The sequence below is a fragment of the Mycolicibacterium agri genome, assembly GCF_002553505.1.
Lineage (GTDB): Bacteria > Actinomycetota > Actinomycetes > Mycobacteriales > Mycobacteriaceae > Mycobacterium > Mycobacterium agri.
Window position 1 is genome coordinate 44,038 of sequence record NZ_PDCP01000007.1, and the last position, 14,304, is coordinate 58,341.

At 67.1% G+C, this 14,304-nt stretch carries 12 protein-coding genes; 8 read left to right on the forward strand and 4 right to left on the reverse strand.

Features of this window, described 5'->3' with window-relative positions; translation table 11 throughout:
- Positions 1–16: 16 nt before the first annotated feature.
- Positions 17–1,510: a purine-cytosine permease family protein gene (locus CQY20_RS05750; protein ID WP_097938911.1), complete on the reverse strand. Its 1,494-nt coding sequence runs from the start codon at positions 1,508–1,510 to the stop codon at positions 17–19.
- A gap of 101 nt (positions 1,511–1,611) precedes the next feature.
- On the opposite strand from CQY20_RS05750, the gene CQY20_RS05755 reads away from it, so the two are divergent.
- Both CQY20_RS05755 and CQY20_RS05760 read left to right on the forward strand, forming a co-directional pair.
- Positions 1,612–2,247: a TetR/AcrR family transcriptional regulator gene (locus CQY20_RS05755; RefSeq protein WP_133119024.1), complete on the forward strand. Its 636-nt coding sequence runs from the start codon at positions 1,612–1,614 to the stop codon at positions 2,245–2,247.
- A gap of 115 nt (positions 2,248–2,362) precedes the next feature.
- Positions 2,363–4,981, forward strand: a complete 2,619-nt coding sequence (locus CQY20_RS05760; RefSeq protein WP_097938913.1) for a helix-turn-helix transcriptional regulator — start codon at positions 2,363–2,365, stop codon at positions 4,979–4,981.
- A 13-nt stretch (positions 4,982–4,994) separates the two neighbouring features.
- Here CQY20_RS05760 and CQY20_RS05765 read toward each other — a convergent pair whose 3' ends face one another.
- Together CQY20_RS05765 and CQY20_RS05770 are read right to left on the reverse strand one after the other, a co-directional pair.
- Positions 4,995–7,952 (reverse strand): aminotransferase, encoded by a 2,958-nt coding sequence (locus CQY20_RS05765; RefSeq protein WP_097938914.1) that lies wholly within the window; start codon positions 7,950–7,952, stop codon positions 4,995–4,997.
- A complete protein-coding gene (locus CQY20_RS05770; RefSeq protein ID WP_097938915.1) occupies positions 7,949–8,812 on the reverse strand; it encodes an alpha/beta fold hydrolase in 864 nt (287 codons plus the stop codon). The genes CQY20_RS05765 and CQY20_RS05770 overlap by 4 nt, the downstream gene beginning before the upstream one ends.
- A gap of 108 nt (positions 8,813–8,920) precedes the next feature.
- On the opposite strand from CQY20_RS05770, the gene CQY20_RS05775 reads away from it, so the two are divergent.
- Positions 8,921–9,526, forward strand: coding sequence for a TetR/AcrR family transcriptional regulator (locus tag CQY20_RS05775; RefSeq protein WP_234816118.1), 606 nt, complete (start codon positions 8,921–8,923; stop codon positions 9,524–9,526).
- A gap of 66 nt (positions 9,527–9,592) precedes the next feature.
- Positions 9,593–10,066 carry a VOC family protein gene (locus CQY20_RS05780; protein ID WP_097938917.1) on the forward strand — a complete coding sequence of 158 codons (474 nt, stop codon included), beginning with the start codon at positions 9,593–9,595 and terminating at the stop codon, positions 10,064–10,066.
- A 45-nt stretch (positions 10,067–10,111) separates the two neighbouring features.
- Here the strand turns inward: CQY20_RS05780 and CQY20_RS05785 are convergent, their stop codons facing one another.
- Complete coding sequence (locus CQY20_RS05785) at positions 10,112–10,423, reverse strand: hypothetical protein (protein WP_097938918.1); 312 nt, start codon at positions 10,421–10,423, stop codon at positions 10,112–10,114.
- A gap of 468 nt (positions 10,424–10,891) precedes the next feature.
- Between CQY20_RS05785 and CQY20_RS05790 the strand changes: the two genes are divergently transcribed.
- Genes CQY20_RS05790 through CQY20_RS05805 form a run of 4 tightly spaced genes read left to right on the forward strand, consistent with a single transcriptional unit; the run spans position 10,892 to position 14,300 of the window.
- Complete coding sequence (locus tag CQY20_RS05790) at positions 10,892–11,521, forward strand: Rv1363c family protein (protein WP_097938919.1); 630 nt, start codon at positions 10,892–10,894, stop codon at positions 11,519–11,521.
- Positions 11,518–12,129, forward strand: coding sequence for a hypothetical protein (locus CQY20_RS05795; protein WP_234816119.1), 612 nt, complete (start codon positions 11,518–11,520; stop codon positions 12,127–12,129). Before CQY20_RS05790 ends, CQY20_RS05795 begins: the two co-directional genes overlap by 4 nt.
- Before the next feature lie 9 nt (positions 12,130–12,138).
- On the forward strand, positions 12,139–13,041 hold the full coding sequence (locus tag CQY20_RS05800) for an alpha/beta fold hydrolase (RefSeq protein ID WP_097938920.1): 903 nt from the start codon (positions 12,139–12,141) through the stop codon (positions 13,039–13,041).
- A complete protein-coding gene (locus CQY20_RS05805; protein ID WP_163701727.1) occupies positions 13,038–14,300 on the forward strand; it encodes a DUF1298 domain-containing protein in 1,263 nt (420 codons plus the stop codon). Before CQY20_RS05800 ends, CQY20_RS05805 begins: the two co-directional genes overlap by 4 nt.
- The last annotated feature ends 4 nt before the right edge of the window (positions 14,301–14,304 follow it).

Here is a 14,304-nt window from a genome sequence, read left to right on the forward strand (position 1 = left end):
GCTCTATCCCGCGCCCTTATCCCGCGCGAGCAGACGCAAAATCGCATGAATTGGGCCGGCCGCTGCGTGCGATTCTGTGTCTGCTCGCGGAGGAGGGGAACCGGGAGAGGGCGAGGTAGATGGCACCGGCGAGGACCGCCGAGCCGATTGTGCTCAGATCGACCCCTGCGGCGATGTCGGCCAGCGCCCCGACATACAGCGTGGTGTTCACCGTCAACATGCCGAACGTCGCACCGGCCAGCCACGCGACGACGGCGGCGACGTTCCAGCCGCCGGTGAACCAGTACCGACCACCGCGGCGGCCCTGCGCGAACGCCTGAAGATCGACCGGGTCATAAGCTTTCGTGCGCAGCGCGCCGATCGCCAGGATCGCCACCCACGGCGTGATCACCGCGTTCAATGCGACGGTCATCGCCGTGACCGATTCGACGGCGTCGAACACGAACACGCCGACGTACAGCAGCGCGATCGCGACGGCCGCGGTGATGATCGTGGTCTGCGTGCGCTTCAACCGCGGCGCCAGCCCCTCGAGGTCCAAACCGCTGGCGTACACACACAGCACGCCTTGGCTCATACCACCGAAGAGCGAAATCGCCACGATCGGAAGCACATACCAGGCGGGGGAGGCGGCGACGAGGTCGTCGATGTAGGAGTCGGTCGGGTTGACGAACGTCAGCGCCGTGAACGCCCCGAACAGGCTGGGCAGCAGCACGCCGGTGAACATTCCGGCCGCGAGCGCTGCGCAGATCTGCTTGTCGCCGAACCGCTTTGGCGAGATGCGACGGGTGTAATCACCGATGGTCGGGCCATACGAGATCGGGGCGGCCGCGAACAGCACCGCCGACAGCGCCCAGGTCTGCCAGAAGCCGCCCAACGCGTATTCGCCGCCGGTGGCGCCGGGATCGAAGGTGCCTGCGAACGCGAACACCCCGACGATCATCAAGCCGCCGACGACGGGCACGACCACCTTCTGGATTGCGACGATCGTGGCGTGGCCGTAGAGCGCCACCGTCACCATCAGCGCGGCGACCGCGGCGTACGCGACGGCGTGTACGACGTCGCCGACCGGGGTGCCGAGCAGCCGATGGGCCGCCGCGACGATGGCATCCCCGCTGGTCCACACCGTCACCGCGGCGAAGCCCAGAGCGATCGCGAGCGCCAACGCCGAACCGATGAACCGGCCGCGGATACCGAAGAACGCCCCGCTGGACACGGTCATGTTGGTGCCGGTACGCGGCCCGATGCCCGCGGTCGGCAGCACCGCCAGCGTGCCGACGGCGATCCCCACCACCATCGAGGTCACGGTCTGCCAGAAGCTCAGCCCGAACAGGATCGCGAACGCGCCGAAGACCACGTTGGTCCAGGTCAGGTTCGCGCCAAGGAACACCGCCGCGAGGTTGCGTGGTCCGGAGTCGCGGGCGTCCTCGGGCAGGTACTCGACGCCTGCGGCCTCGACGGCGCCGATGCGGTCCGCGGTGAATTCGGCGGGGGTAGGTGATGGTCGGGCCATGAGCTGCTCGATTCAGCTTGTTGATGGATACTTCAATAGTGTTGATGTAGTGTTCAATAACCATCGCGATTCGTCAATAGCCGGAAGGATCGAACTTGACCGTGAACTCCGCTTCCCCGCGCGAGCCATCTCTGCTGGAGGTGCGCGACGCCAAGCGGAAGATGCCGGCCGAACGCCACGGCGAGCTACTGGCCAAGGCCGTCGAGATCAGCGCCGCCGAAGGGCTGTCGGCCGTCACCCTGCGGCGCGTCGCGGCCGACCTCGGCGTCACTCCGGGCCTCGTCAGCCACTATTTCTCGTCGGCAGAACAACTCATCGTCGCAGCCTTCAGTAAAGCGGCCCTCGCCGATTTCGCCGAGGCCCAGTCGCGCGTCGCCGCCGCCGAAGGGCCGATCGCCAAGGTGGACGCGCTCATCGACTATCTCCTCGACGAATCCAGCGATGACGCAAGTGCGCTGTGGCTCGAGGCGTGGAGCCTGGGTCGGCGCAACGCGGCGTTGGCGGCCGAGGCCAACGCACTGACCGACCAGTGGCTGGCATGGCTGGCCGACATCGTGCGATCGGGAGCGCAATCCGGCGAGTTTCATGTCGTCGACGCCGATGTCGCGGCACGGCGGCTGTTGACGATGATCGACGGCCTTGGCGCTCAGATGGTCGTGCGCGCCGTTCCCTCGGCGGAGGCCAAGCACATCGCGCGGTCGTACTTCACGTCGGAGTTGGGCATCGCCGCGGGGTGAGCTAACACCCGATTGCCCCGCTATTGCCCATCTCGACGCCGTCTGAGACCTATGCTTAGCCCGGAAAAAGTCCATGACCGGCGGAGGGGCAGATGGCCGGTGCGGAGGCACGTCGATGACGGGCGATCTGCTGGCGGGGCGTGACAGCGAACTCGCGGTCATTCGTCGCGCACTGAGCGGCACCGGCAATTACTCGGGCGTCGTGATCTGCGGCGCCGCAGGCGTCGGCAAGACCCGGCTCGCGCGCGAGGTGCTGGCCCGCGCACAGGCCGCCGGTGAGCGGACGAACTGGATCACCGGAACAGAGTCCGCGCGGGCGCTTCCGCTTGGCGCGTTCACCGGATCGATCGCCGAAACCGGTTCGCCCTCAACTCCGGACGTCGGCAGGCTCATCAATTCCTTTGTGGCTCAACAACGTCAGGGTCGCGTGTTGATTGGTGTCGACGATGCCCATCTGCTCGACGGGCTCTCGGCGCACGTCGTACATCAGCTGGCGCAGACGCGCGGGCCGCGGCTGGTGGTCACGGTGCGCACGGGTGAGCCGGAGCCCGACGCGGTGACCGCATTGTGGAAGGACGGCCTGCTCGCCCGGCTCGATCTGGGGCCCCTGTCCGAAGCGGGCACGCGCAGCCTCATCGAATCGACCCTGGATGGAAGTGTGGATGCCCGCAGCGCGCAACGGTTCTGGAAGCTCACCGGCGGCAATGCGTTGTTCCTGCGGCAACTGCTGAGCGATCAGGTCTCGGCTCGGCGCATGCGTCAGGTCGCCGGGGTGTGGATGTGGGACGACCGAGTCGCGGTGTCGCAGAACATCAGCGACATGGTGGGCCGTCGACTGGGCGAGCTGTCCGACGGCGTTGCGCTGGTCGTCGACGCGCTGTCGCAGTGCGAACCGCTGAGCGTCGACGTGTTGTGCAGGATCGCCGATCGCGCCGACCTGGAAACCGCCGAGCAGATGCGCCTGGTCACCGTCGAGCGGTCCGGTAACGAGTTGATGGCCCGACTGGCGCACCCGCTTTTCGGGGAACTGCGCCGCGCGGCCGCAGGAGAGATGTACCTGTCGCGGATCCGCGGCAAGCTGGCGCAAGGGCTCGGCGAGAGCGTCGACTCCGACATGCAGTCCACCGTGCGCCGGGCTCTGTTGCGGCTGGAATCGGACCTGCCACCCGACCCTGAGTTGTTCGTCGAGGCGGCCCGCTTCGCGATGACGTTGCTCGATCTGGAGCTGGCGGATCGGTTCGCCGCCGCGGCGGTCGCCGCAGGCGCCAGCGAGGCGCCCGGCGTGCAGGCGATGAATCTGGTGCTGCGCGGCCGCGGCGACAACGCCGAGAAGTTCCTCAAGGAGATCACGTCCGGCGGTGGCGAAGATACTCACCGGTGGTCGACGGTGCGCGCCGCCAACCTGATCTGGACGCTGGGGCGGCCCGACGACGCCGCGGCGATTCTGGCCGGGCTCACGGCGGGCGACGAATCACCCGAGGAACGAGCATCACGCGCGGCGGTCGAGGCGTGTGTCGACGCCGTGTACGGGCGCTGCGAGCTGGCTGCTGAAAAGGCAAGCACCGCTTTGGATTCGCACGACCTCGGCGATTTCCACGCCATGATGGCGTCCTTCGCCTTGACCATGGCCTACGGTGCACTCGGACGCGGCGACGAACTCACCGCGGTCGCCGAGCGGGCCCTCGACCGGGCGTCGACGTCGTTTCAGACGGCGCCGCTGCGGTTCTGGTTCGGCGGCGTCTACGCACGCGCCTGCCGGTTGACGGGACGGATCGACGACTGCGCCAAGATGGCAAAGCAGATGGCCGACTCGGTGAACGAGATGCCGGGGCTGGCCTACGCGAATCTGGTGTTCCTGCTGGGGCAGACCGACCTGATGCGCGGTGATCTGACCGGCGCGGTCAAGCTGCTGCACGAGGCCCTCGCCGGCGTCGAGCATCACGGCATCACAACGGGTTTGCGACCGGCCACCTGTTTCGCGCTGGCCGAGGCGCACGCCAAGCTGGGGCAGGCCGCCGAAGCCCAGGCCGCGCTGGACGAAGCGCGCCAGAATGTGCCCGACGACTACGTCTACATGCACACCGCGCTGGCGATTTCGACGGGCTGGACGCTGGCGGCGGGCGGCTACCTGGCCGATGCCGTGTCGACCGTGCTGTCCGCCGCCGAGCAGGCCCGTGGGCGTGGACAGCCGACACACGAGCTGATCTGCCTGCAGGTGGCCGCGCAGTGGGGCGACGCATCGAAGGCGGAACGAGCTCGCGAGCTGGCCGACGAGTTGTCGCTTCCGCTGGCGGATGCCGTTGCGCGCCACGTCGAATCGCTGGCCGCCAATGATGGCGAGGGTCTGCTGTCCGCGTCGACCGATTATCGGGCGCTCGGCGACCTTGCGACGGCGGCCGACGCGGCAGCGCAGGCGGCAGTGGCGTTCTCGCAGAACCAGCAGCGCAGGCGTCGGCTGTACGCCGCTGCCATCGCGCAGGAGTTGTCGAAGGAATGCGGCGGCATCTGCACACCGGCGCTACGCAGTCCGACCGGCCATCCGCTCACCCAGCGGCAGCGCGAAATCGCGGAGTTGGCCATCGCGGGGATGTCCAACAAGGACATCGCCAAGCGGCTGTACATGTCGGTGCGCAGCGTCGAGGGCCACCTCTACCGGGCGTGCCAGCGGGTGGGCGCCAACTCCCGCGAAGAACTGGCCGAGATCTTGCGGAAGGGTCCGGCCGCATCGGATTGAATCGCCGTTGCGCTCAGAAGCCTTCGGTAAGCACCCGGTCGAGCGTGTCGACGTAGAAGTCGGCGGATTCGGTGTCGATGCACAGCGGCGGCTTGGTTTTCAGGATGTTCTGGTGGTCGCCGGTAGGTTGGATCACCACACCCAACTCGAGCATGCGGTTGCAGATCGCCGTGGTTTCGGCCACCGCGGGCTCCAACGTGTCCCGGTCGCGGACCATTTCGACGCCGAGGTAGAGCCCGATGCCGTGCACGGTGCCGATGATGGGGTGTTTGTCCTGCAGCGCCTGCAGTCTCGCTTTGAGGTGGCCGCCGACGCGATCGGCGTTCTCCTGCAGCCCTTCGTCGCGCAGCACATCGAGCACCGTGATGCCGATGGCACACGACAGCGGACTGCCGCCCGTCGACGAGAAGAAATAGCCCTGGCTGGAGAACTTGTCGGCGATCTCGCGGCTGGTGATCACCGCGCCGAGCGGCGAGCCGTTGCCGGTGGACTTGGCCACCGAGACGATGTCGGGGATGACATTCTGCTGTTGAAATCCCCAGAACCACCTGCCCAGCCTGCCGTAAGACACCTGCACTTCGTCGGCGATGGCCAACCCCCCGCCAGCGCGCACCGCGGCATACACCTGCTCGAGGTAACCATCGGGCAACGCCATACCACCGGCATTGCCGTACACCGGTTCGGCGATGAACCCCGCCGGCGCGCGGCCGTCGGCGATCAGTTGCTCGATCTGGGCCACCGCCTCCGGCGCATAGCGCCACGCCTCGGCGCCGCGGAACTTGCCCCGGAAACTGTTCGGCGACTCCACGGTGTGAACCCAATCGGGCCGCGTGGTAAGCGCATTGGGGTTGTCGGCAATGGACGTCGACACCGCATCGGTGGCATAGGTCCAACCGTGATATGCCTCGCGCACCGCGACGATGTCACGCCTGCCGGTGGCGGCGATCGCCAACCGAATCGCCAAATCGCTTGCCTCCGAACCGGAGTTCACCAGAAACACGGTGTCCAACGGGTCGGGCAGAAGCGCGGCCAGCCGCTCGCTGTACTCGACCACGGCCTCGTAGTTGAAGCGCGAATTGGTGTTCAGCCGTCGCAGCTGCCGGGTGGCCGTCTCGGCGACCCGGGGATGAGAATGGCCTAGCACCGTGACGTTGTTGATCATGTCCAGGTAGGAGCGGCCCGCTGTCGACATCAGGAAATGCCGCCAGCCGCGCTCGATCTGCGGCGGGCGGTCGTAGTAATGCTCCTGCACGCGGGCGAAACGCGCGTCGCGACGCGCCAGCAGATCCGCCGCGGCGCGGTCGTCGGGCAATGCGGGCAGGCCGAGGAGCGGACGCGGGTCGCGGCAGAGCGCCAGCCATCCGCGCGACAGTTCCGCCGAGACAAACCGCGGCGCGGGTTGCGTGCCTGCGGGGCGCACGCTGAGTTCGGCCCACCGGCCAGGCGATATTTCGGCCAGCGGGTCACCCGCGCGCAACTGATCGCCGGACGCTGGATTCGGCGTCACCCCTGCCAGCGTCAGCTCGTACTCACCGCCGCGAATCGTGACGCTGTCATTGCTTCGCTCGACAACCTCGCAGTCCCACGGTGCCACCGCGTTTCGAGTCGACGCCGGCCACAGGCCGATGCCGGTCGCCACCACCTCGGGGCTGTCCTGACTCAACGGCTGAGCCCTGGTCAGCCGTGGCTCACCGAACCGAGTCACCACCAGTTCGGCGCCGTCGGTCACTGCGGCCCTTGCGAATTCGTCTTCGCAATCGGCGCGGAGCCAGGCACCGGGCACGAACGCGGTGTCGAAGACGTCGGCTTGCGAGGACAGATCCAGCGTCACCACCGCGGCCGGATCAAGCCCGTCGATCAACAAAGCGTCCGCGACCAGGTCAGCGTGTCCGTCGTCGAGACCGAGGTCGACCTTGATCAGGGTGGTCATCACGTCGATGGGCACCGAGGTGGCCTGCTCGAACATCCGAATCTCGCCGGCGGTCTGTTCGGTGACATACGGGTTGTCCGGGTCGAGCGCCGCCTGCTGGGCACCGCTGACGATCAGCACCGCGGTGCGCAGCACCAGCATCGGCCACAACACTTCCGCTTCGGCCGCGCTCAACGGGCGGATCGCGTGGAATGCCCGCACCCCGGGCAGGATCGACGGCGGACCGGTGCCGGGATGACCCAGCACCGAGGACACGGTGATGGCCAGCTCCGACACGGCCCAGCTGCGGGAGAGGTCGCCGAAGTCGATGACGCCGTCAGGGCGCACGGCGCCGCCGCCCTCGCGGGTCACGACGACGTTGGCGTCCGTCAGATCCAGATGCGTTGCCTGGCACGGTAATTGGCCGGCCAGCGGGCGGATCCGCGACCACGCCGCGGCCGTCACCTCCTCGATCCGCGCGCGCCGCGCTTCGTCGCCGACATACGAAATCAGCTGCGCCACAACGTCGGCGCCGTAGCGGAGGTCCCACTGCAGTGCGCGGTCCAGGCCGGGATGCTCGAAACCGGCCAGCGCGCGACTGACCCGACCGGACAGCTCACCGAGGCCCACGACCGCTGCCTGCGGCAGATAGCCCGACTCGTAGAGGGTCCCGCCGGGAAGGAACCGCAGCAGTCGCACATAGGCGGTGCGGTCGAGTAATCCCTCGAGCACGGTGCACTTCTCGCCGTTGACGTTGGGCAATGGCACGGCGATGCGCAGGGCAGGCTCGGCCTCGGCGATGAGTTCGGCCGCCGCGTCCTGGGCCGCCAGCTCCGTCGCATTGAAGGCGGGATTGGCGATCTTCAGCACGCCGACGATGTCGTCGTTCGCGTCATGGATGGTGAAGTTGCAGTCCTGGTTGCTGCCCAGCCATTTGGCCCGCGCCTGCAACCCGTAGTGCTCGGCGACGATGCGTTCGGCCTGGGCCTCGCTGACCTGCGGGCAGGGCAGCGCGGGTTGTTCGAAAAAGTTGAAGCCGACGGTGCGGCCGGAGGTGGTCATCGGTCGACGAATTGGACGACGACGTCACTGAAGGCATCGTTGTCGTCGCCTGCGGCGGTGTGCCCGGCATCAGACAACTCGACGAACTCGGCATGCGGCACGGTTTTCAGGAAGTGCTGCACACCTTCCTCGCTGACCACGTCGGACAGCCGGCCGCGGATCAGCAGGATCGGGATCGTCAGCTCGATGGCGGCTCGCTCGAGCTTTTCCTCGCGCACGAAGGAATCGTCCACCGGCTTGGTCAGAAACGCCGGATCCCAGTGCCAGTACCAGCGCCCGTCGCGCAACCGCAGGTTTTTCTTCAGGCCCTCGGGGCTGCGCGGCTTCTTGCGATACGGCAGATAGGCGGCGACGGCCTCGGCCGCCTCGTCCAACGACGCGAAGCCGTCCAGGCCGCTGGCCATGAACTCCCGGATACGCGCGCTGCCGCCCTTCTCGTAGCGGGGCACCACGTCGACAAGCACCAGCTTGGTCACCTTGTCGGTCCCCGCCTGGTGGGCGGCGAGAATGCCGGTCATACCGCCCATGCTGGCACCGATCAGAATCACCGGGCGGCCGATCTGATCAATGACCGCGAGAGTGTCGGCGCAGAGGGCGTCCACCGTGTAGTTCGCGTCGGGGGAGCGGTCGCTGTCGCCGTGCCCGCGAGAGTCGAGCGCCACGACATGCAGGCCCTCGTCCGCGAGGATCTGGCTGGTGGCCTTCCAGGAGTAGCGGTTCTGCCCGCCGCCGTGCAGGAACAACACCGCGGGCCGGTCGGCGGCCGATTCGGCGTCACGGTTCCACTCGTCTGCCACGAGGGTCAGACCTTCAGCGCCCTGGAACTTCACCGTCTGCAATTCGCTGTGTTCCGTGCTCACGACATCCTTCCGGCCAACCCCTCGCGGACACACGTTACCCAGCGAATAACCCGCGCTAGCGGCATGGTGACCCAACCGCCCATCACCGCCTCCCTACAATTTCCCGTCGTGCAGCCCCACTCGACGACGACCGATGACCGGCAGGACATCATCGACGCCGCTTACGGCTGCCTGTCCGAGCCGCACAGCGGCGCCATACCGGTAGCGGCGATCCTGGAGCGTGCCGGCCTTTCAACGCGGGCGTTCTACCGGCATTTCACCTCGAAGGACGAGCTGTTTCTGGCCATGCTGTGCCAGGAGGCCGACGCGCTGGCCGACCGGCTCGACAGCATCCCCGAGGAGGCGCCCGGCCACCCGGTCAAGCAGCTGACGGCCTGGATCGAGGTCATGTTCGAGCTGGCGCAGGACCCGCAGTTGCGCACGCACCTGTCCGTCATCGACTCCGACGAGGTCCGCGCGGCCAAGGGCTACCGCGAGACCCGCGAGCGCCTACATGCCGATCGGGCGCGCTCACTCGAACAGATCCTGGCCTGCGGTCGCGACAACGGGGTGTTTCCCCTGGCTGACCCGCAGCGCGACGCGATGGCGATCAGCGCGGTCGTCAGCCGCTCGCTGACGGTGTCGGCACCAGGCGGCGCCGACGAGCTGGAGGCGGCGCGCGCCCATGTGCTCGACTTCGCGCTGCGGGCGCTGGGCGGGCCACGGCGTCGATGATTTTCCGGCGGCTGCGGAGTCTGCACTTGCGAGCCCCGACAGCCCGCAATCAGGAAGGAGTCGGCGATGCCTGCCATCACCCCGTCGCTGTGGTTCGACGACAACCTCGAGGAAGCCGAACAGTTCTACACTTCCGTCTTCCCGAACTCGTACATCGAGCAGGTGCAGCGCACCACCGAGGCCGGGCCAGGCACGCCGGGAGACGTGTTGGCGTGCTTCTTCGTTCTGGACGGCACGCGGTTCATGGGCATCAACGGCGGGCCGCATTTCCAGTTCTCCGAGGCGGTCTCGTTCGTGGTCCACTGCAAGGACCAAGAAGAAGTGGACTACTACTGGGATCGGCTGGTCGACGGCGGCGAGGAGTCGCAGTGCGGCTGGCTCAAGGACCGTTTCGGGCTGAGCTGGCAGATCGTGCCGGATCGGTTGTTCGAGTTGGTCAACGATCCCGATCCGGCCCGCGCGACCGCCGCCACCAAGGCGATGCACGGCATGCGCAAGATTGTCATCGCCGAGATGGAGGAGGCCGCCGCGAACGCCTGACGGAGGCAGGGTCCGCGTCTTCGGTTGCGACCGAATGGTGTTCGCCTAGATGTCGGGGATCGTCTGGCTGACGTAGGTTTGCCAGGTGGCGATCCTGCCTGCCTCGAGCATGGCTGCCTGCATGTCGGGATCGTTCATCATGCCCTGCTGCACTTCGCCGTACTTCTTCCAGTCCTCAACGGACGACAGCACGCCGATGGTGTTGGTTTCTTGGCCGCCGACCATGGTGGCCAGAACCGTGACGTTCTCCGCGCCGTGCTTGCGCGCGAGATCGCACGCCCTCTTGAGTTGCTTCTGCACGTCATCCCACGCGACGCCCTGATTCGGATGGATGGTGACTAACGAGACGATGGCCATGTCGGGCCTCTCTGCAGTTGGGTCGCTGATGACCCGAATGTAGGTCGGCCAGGGTTGTTAATTGGCAACTCGACAATGAAATCGCAAAAAATTCATATGCAGCGATTTGTCGACTAGTTATGAATTCATAGCAAACGTGCGGTGGGCTTCACGTTGGCACCTTCTAATGCATCGGCGACCGTCGATAACGACTTGCAGCGGCCGGTGATACCCGAAATGCATTGGGGCCCAGACCTGCTTTGACTCGGCACTTGCGTAGGGGTGGCCGTTGTGAGCGCAGAAGTCAGGGCTCTATCATTTCTCTCTCCACCTCATTTCTCTTCACGCTTCCCCCCGAAACTCTGTGCTCGGACAATCGCGCAGTTTCCTGCGCACACTCGTGCCCCCTGAAGCGCCTGACGGGCAGGAACACGTACTTTGGACCCGATGACGCGTCTCAAGGCCACAGGACGCCACGGAGGAGCAACGATGCCAGATGACGCTGCCGAGCCCGACGGCGACGTGAAGCAGGGGGTGAGAAAGCCCGACGAGTCGGCCGCATTCCCCGGCGCAGCCGCTTCGGATGGCGCCGCTGACGAGGAAGCCGTCGAACAGCCCGCGGCCGCCAAGACGAGGATGTCGCACGTCCGGCTCGCCACCCTCGCAGGCCTGGTGATCGTCGTCGCGCTGGCGGTGTTGTGCGGATGGCTCGGGTTCCGCGCCTACCAGTCGCACCAGGCGGCCGCCGAACGCCAGCTCTACCTCCAGGTCGGAACAGAGGCGGCCAAGAACCTCACATCCATCGACTTCGAGCACGCCGACGAAGACGTGCAGCGCATCCTGGACTCGGCGACAGGCACTTTCTATGACGACTTCGAGGCGCGGGCGCAGCCGTTCACCGAGGTCGTCAAGCAGGCCAAGTCGAAATCCGTCGGCACGATCTCGGAGGCCGGCGTCGAGAAGATCAACGAGGACGGAGCCGACGTCCTGGTCGCCGTCACCGTCAAGGCGTCGAACGCCGGCGCGGCCGAGCAGGAGCCCCGCTACTTCCGGATGCGGATCACCGTGCAGAAGGTCGGCGACGAAGCCAAGGTTGCCAACGTGAGGTTCGTGACGTGAGCAACGACAAACTCATCGGCGAGGAGACCGTCGAGACCGCCGCCGCCGAAGGCGGCGAAACCACGGCCGGTGTCGAAGGCGCCGACAGCGGCGGGGTCACCGAAACCGTTGCGACCAAACGCAAAATCGATTGGTCGCGCGTCCTGGCGTACGGCATGTTGCCCGCGCTCGCGTTCGTTCTGGTCATCGGCGCGGGAGTGCTGAAGATCCTGGACTCGGGCGTCCGGCAGAGCGACACCGCGCGTGCGGAATCGGTGCAGGCGGCCAAGGACAGCGCGGTGGCGATGTTGACCTACACGCCCGACACCGTCGAGCAACAGCTCACAGCGGCACGGGAGCGGTTGACCGGCGGTTTCCTGCAGCACTACACCGAGTTGACGAACAACGTCGTGATACCGGGAGCCAAGGAAAAGCAGATCTCGGCGGTGGCCAGCGTGCCCGGTGCGGCGTCGGTGTCGGCGGACCCGGCCCACGCGGTCGTGCTGTTGTTCATCAACCAGACCGTCACGGTCGGCACCGGAGTGCCCAGCGACACCGCATCCAGCGTGCGCGTCACCTTGGACAAGGTCGACGACCGCTGGCTGATCTCACAATTCGAACCGCTGTGAACCACTGCCATGGATGAGCCGGAGTGGCTGGAGGTCGCGACTCCTACGGTGCGGCTCAGCGCACTGACCTGGGGCCCGTCCTATAGTCCGATCGCCTTGTGTCTGCACGGCTTTCCCGACACGGCCCATGGCTGGCGGAAGGTTGTGCCGCACCTCGTGGACGCGGGCTGGCGGGTGGTTGCGCCGTTCATGCGCGGCTATGCGCCGTCGTCGATACCCGAGGACGGCAGCTATCACGTCGGCGCGCTGATCGACGATGCGCTGCAGGTGCTCGAGGCTGCCGGTCCGACCGGCCATGACGTGGTGATCGGCCACGACTGGGGCGCGATGACGGCTGCCGGTTTCGCGGCGATGCCCGACGGTCCGTTCGACAAGGCGGTCATCATGTCACTGCCGCCGCTGGCGGCGTTTCAGCCGTGGGGACGGGCGCCCGACCAGATTCTGCTGGCGGCCCAAATTCCGCGTCAGCTGCTGCGCAGTTGGTACATCATGTACTTCCAATTGCCCGTGCTGCCAGAGCTTTCCGGGTCGCGGGTGGTTTCGGCGCTGTGGCGGCAGTGGTCACCCGGCTACGACGAGGCCGAGGATGTCCGGCTGGTGCAAAACGCCATCGGTGACCCGGAGAACTGGCGGGCGGCGATCACCATGTACCGGCAGAACTTCCGCGGAACGAAACCACCCGAACAGTACGCCGATCTGCACCCGCTGTTCCTGCAACCGCCCGTCGTGCCCATTCTCTATTTGCACGGTGACGACGACGGCGCCATGGCACCGGATTACATCGCCTGGGTCGAGCGGATCCTCCCGCCCGGCGGCGAGGCGTACGTCGTCGAGGAAGCCGGCCACTTCCTGCAGCTGGAACAGCCGGATGTCCTCGCACGCCACATCATCGACTTCATCGGGCAGGCCTGAGGGTGCGCCGCCTCGCGGTGGTCGACGCGCAGGCGTACTGGATGTCGGCCAAGATCCCCAGCGACCAGTTCCTGCTGTACGGATTCGACGGCGTCCCTGAGGATCTCGCACGGGCGATCCAGGTCATCCGCAGTCGCGCCACTGCGTGCGGCGAGCTGAGGGTGCGCGTCCGCGACGGCAACTATCTGACCTATCCGGCGTGGGTCAGCGCCGACGTCGAAGACGATCAGTTCGCGGTGCACGAACTCGACGACTCCAGCTGGGCGGGATGTCTGGCCGCGGTGGCCAGGCTGACCGACGAGCAGCTCGACGCCCGGGTGGCGCCGTGGCGACTGCATGTGTTCCCCGCGGTGCGCGGCGTGCCCGCGGCCGAAGGCCCCGCGACGGTGGCCGTGCTGCAGATCGCACATGTCTTGGCCGACGGAGTGCGGGCATCGGCATTGGCGGCGCGCCTGTTCGGGCGCGCGGTCGATATCCAGCCCGTGCCGACGCTACGGTCACGCGGCGTCAGACTGCCATGGCGCAGCGTCGCGGCGGCACGCGCGCACCGTCGGCTGGTGCGAGACACCGAAGCGGGAGTAGTTCCGCCGCAAGCGGAACCGCGCCCGGCGCTGCGGACAAATTCGCGGCCTTCCGGCGTCTGCAGCCTGCGCACGCTGGTGCGTCGGCGCGACGACATACCCGGGCCGACCGTGACGATCGGGGTGATGTGTGCGCTGTCGACGGCGTTGTCGGCTCATCTACGGGAGCTGGGCGATGACCCGTCGACCCTCGGCGCCGAGGTGCCGATGGCGAAATCGACTGTCCGGCGGGCGCACAACCACTTCGGCAACGTCGGAATCGGTTTGTATCCCCATCTCGAGCCAGACGAGCGGGCCACCCGGATCGGCGAGGATCTTCGACAACGGCGTCGCCGCAGAGAACACCCCGCGATCGCGGCCGAAAGCCGTGCGGTCGAAGCGGTGCCCGCGCCGTTGTTGCGTTGGGGCGTGGCGCAATTCGACGAGACCGCGCGGTCGCCGATCGTCACCGGAAACACCACCGTCTCCAGCGTCAACAGGGGTGCTGCGGATCTGCGGTTCGGCGACGCCCGAGTCGTCGTCACCTCCGGATACCCGGGGCTGTCGCCGATGATGGGCCTGACCCACGGTGTGCACGGCATCGGAGACACCGTCGCTATCAGCGTGCACGCCGCCGAATCGGCGATCGGTGACGTCGACGCCTACGTTGCCCGCCTCGATGCGGCCCTGCCAGGATGAGACG

Excerpts from the sequence above, each read along its gene's own strand:
- CQY20_RS05765 (WP_097938914.1), bottom strand. The coding sequence starts at position 7,952 with ATGACCACCTCCGGCCGCACCGTCGGCTTCAACTTTTTCGAACAACCC.
- CQY20_RS05785 (WP_097938918.1), bottom strand. The coding sequence starts at position 10,423 with ATGGCCATCGTCTCGTTAGTCACCATCCATCCGAATCAGGGCGTCGCG.
- CQY20_RS05790 (WP_097938919.1), top strand. The coding sequence starts at position 10,892 with ATGCCAGATGACGCTGCCGAGCCCGACGGCGACGTGAAGCAGGGGGTG.
- CQY20_RS05800 (WP_097938920.1), top strand. The coding sequence starts at position 12,139 with ATGGATGAGCCGGAGTGGCTGGAGGTCGCGACTCCTACGGTGCGGCTC.
- CQY20_RS05780 (WP_097938917.1), top strand. The coding sequence starts at position 9,593 with ATGCCTGCCATCACCCCGTCGCTGTGGTTCGACGACAACCTCGAGGAA.
- CQY20_RS05760 (WP_097938913.1), top strand. The coding sequence starts at position 2,363 with ATGACGGGCGATCTGCTGGCGGGGCGTGACAGCGAACTCGCGGTCATT.
- CQY20_RS05750 (WP_097938911.1), bottom strand. The coding sequence starts at position 1,510 with ATGGCCCGACCATCACCTACCCCCGCCGAATTCACCGCGGACCGCATC.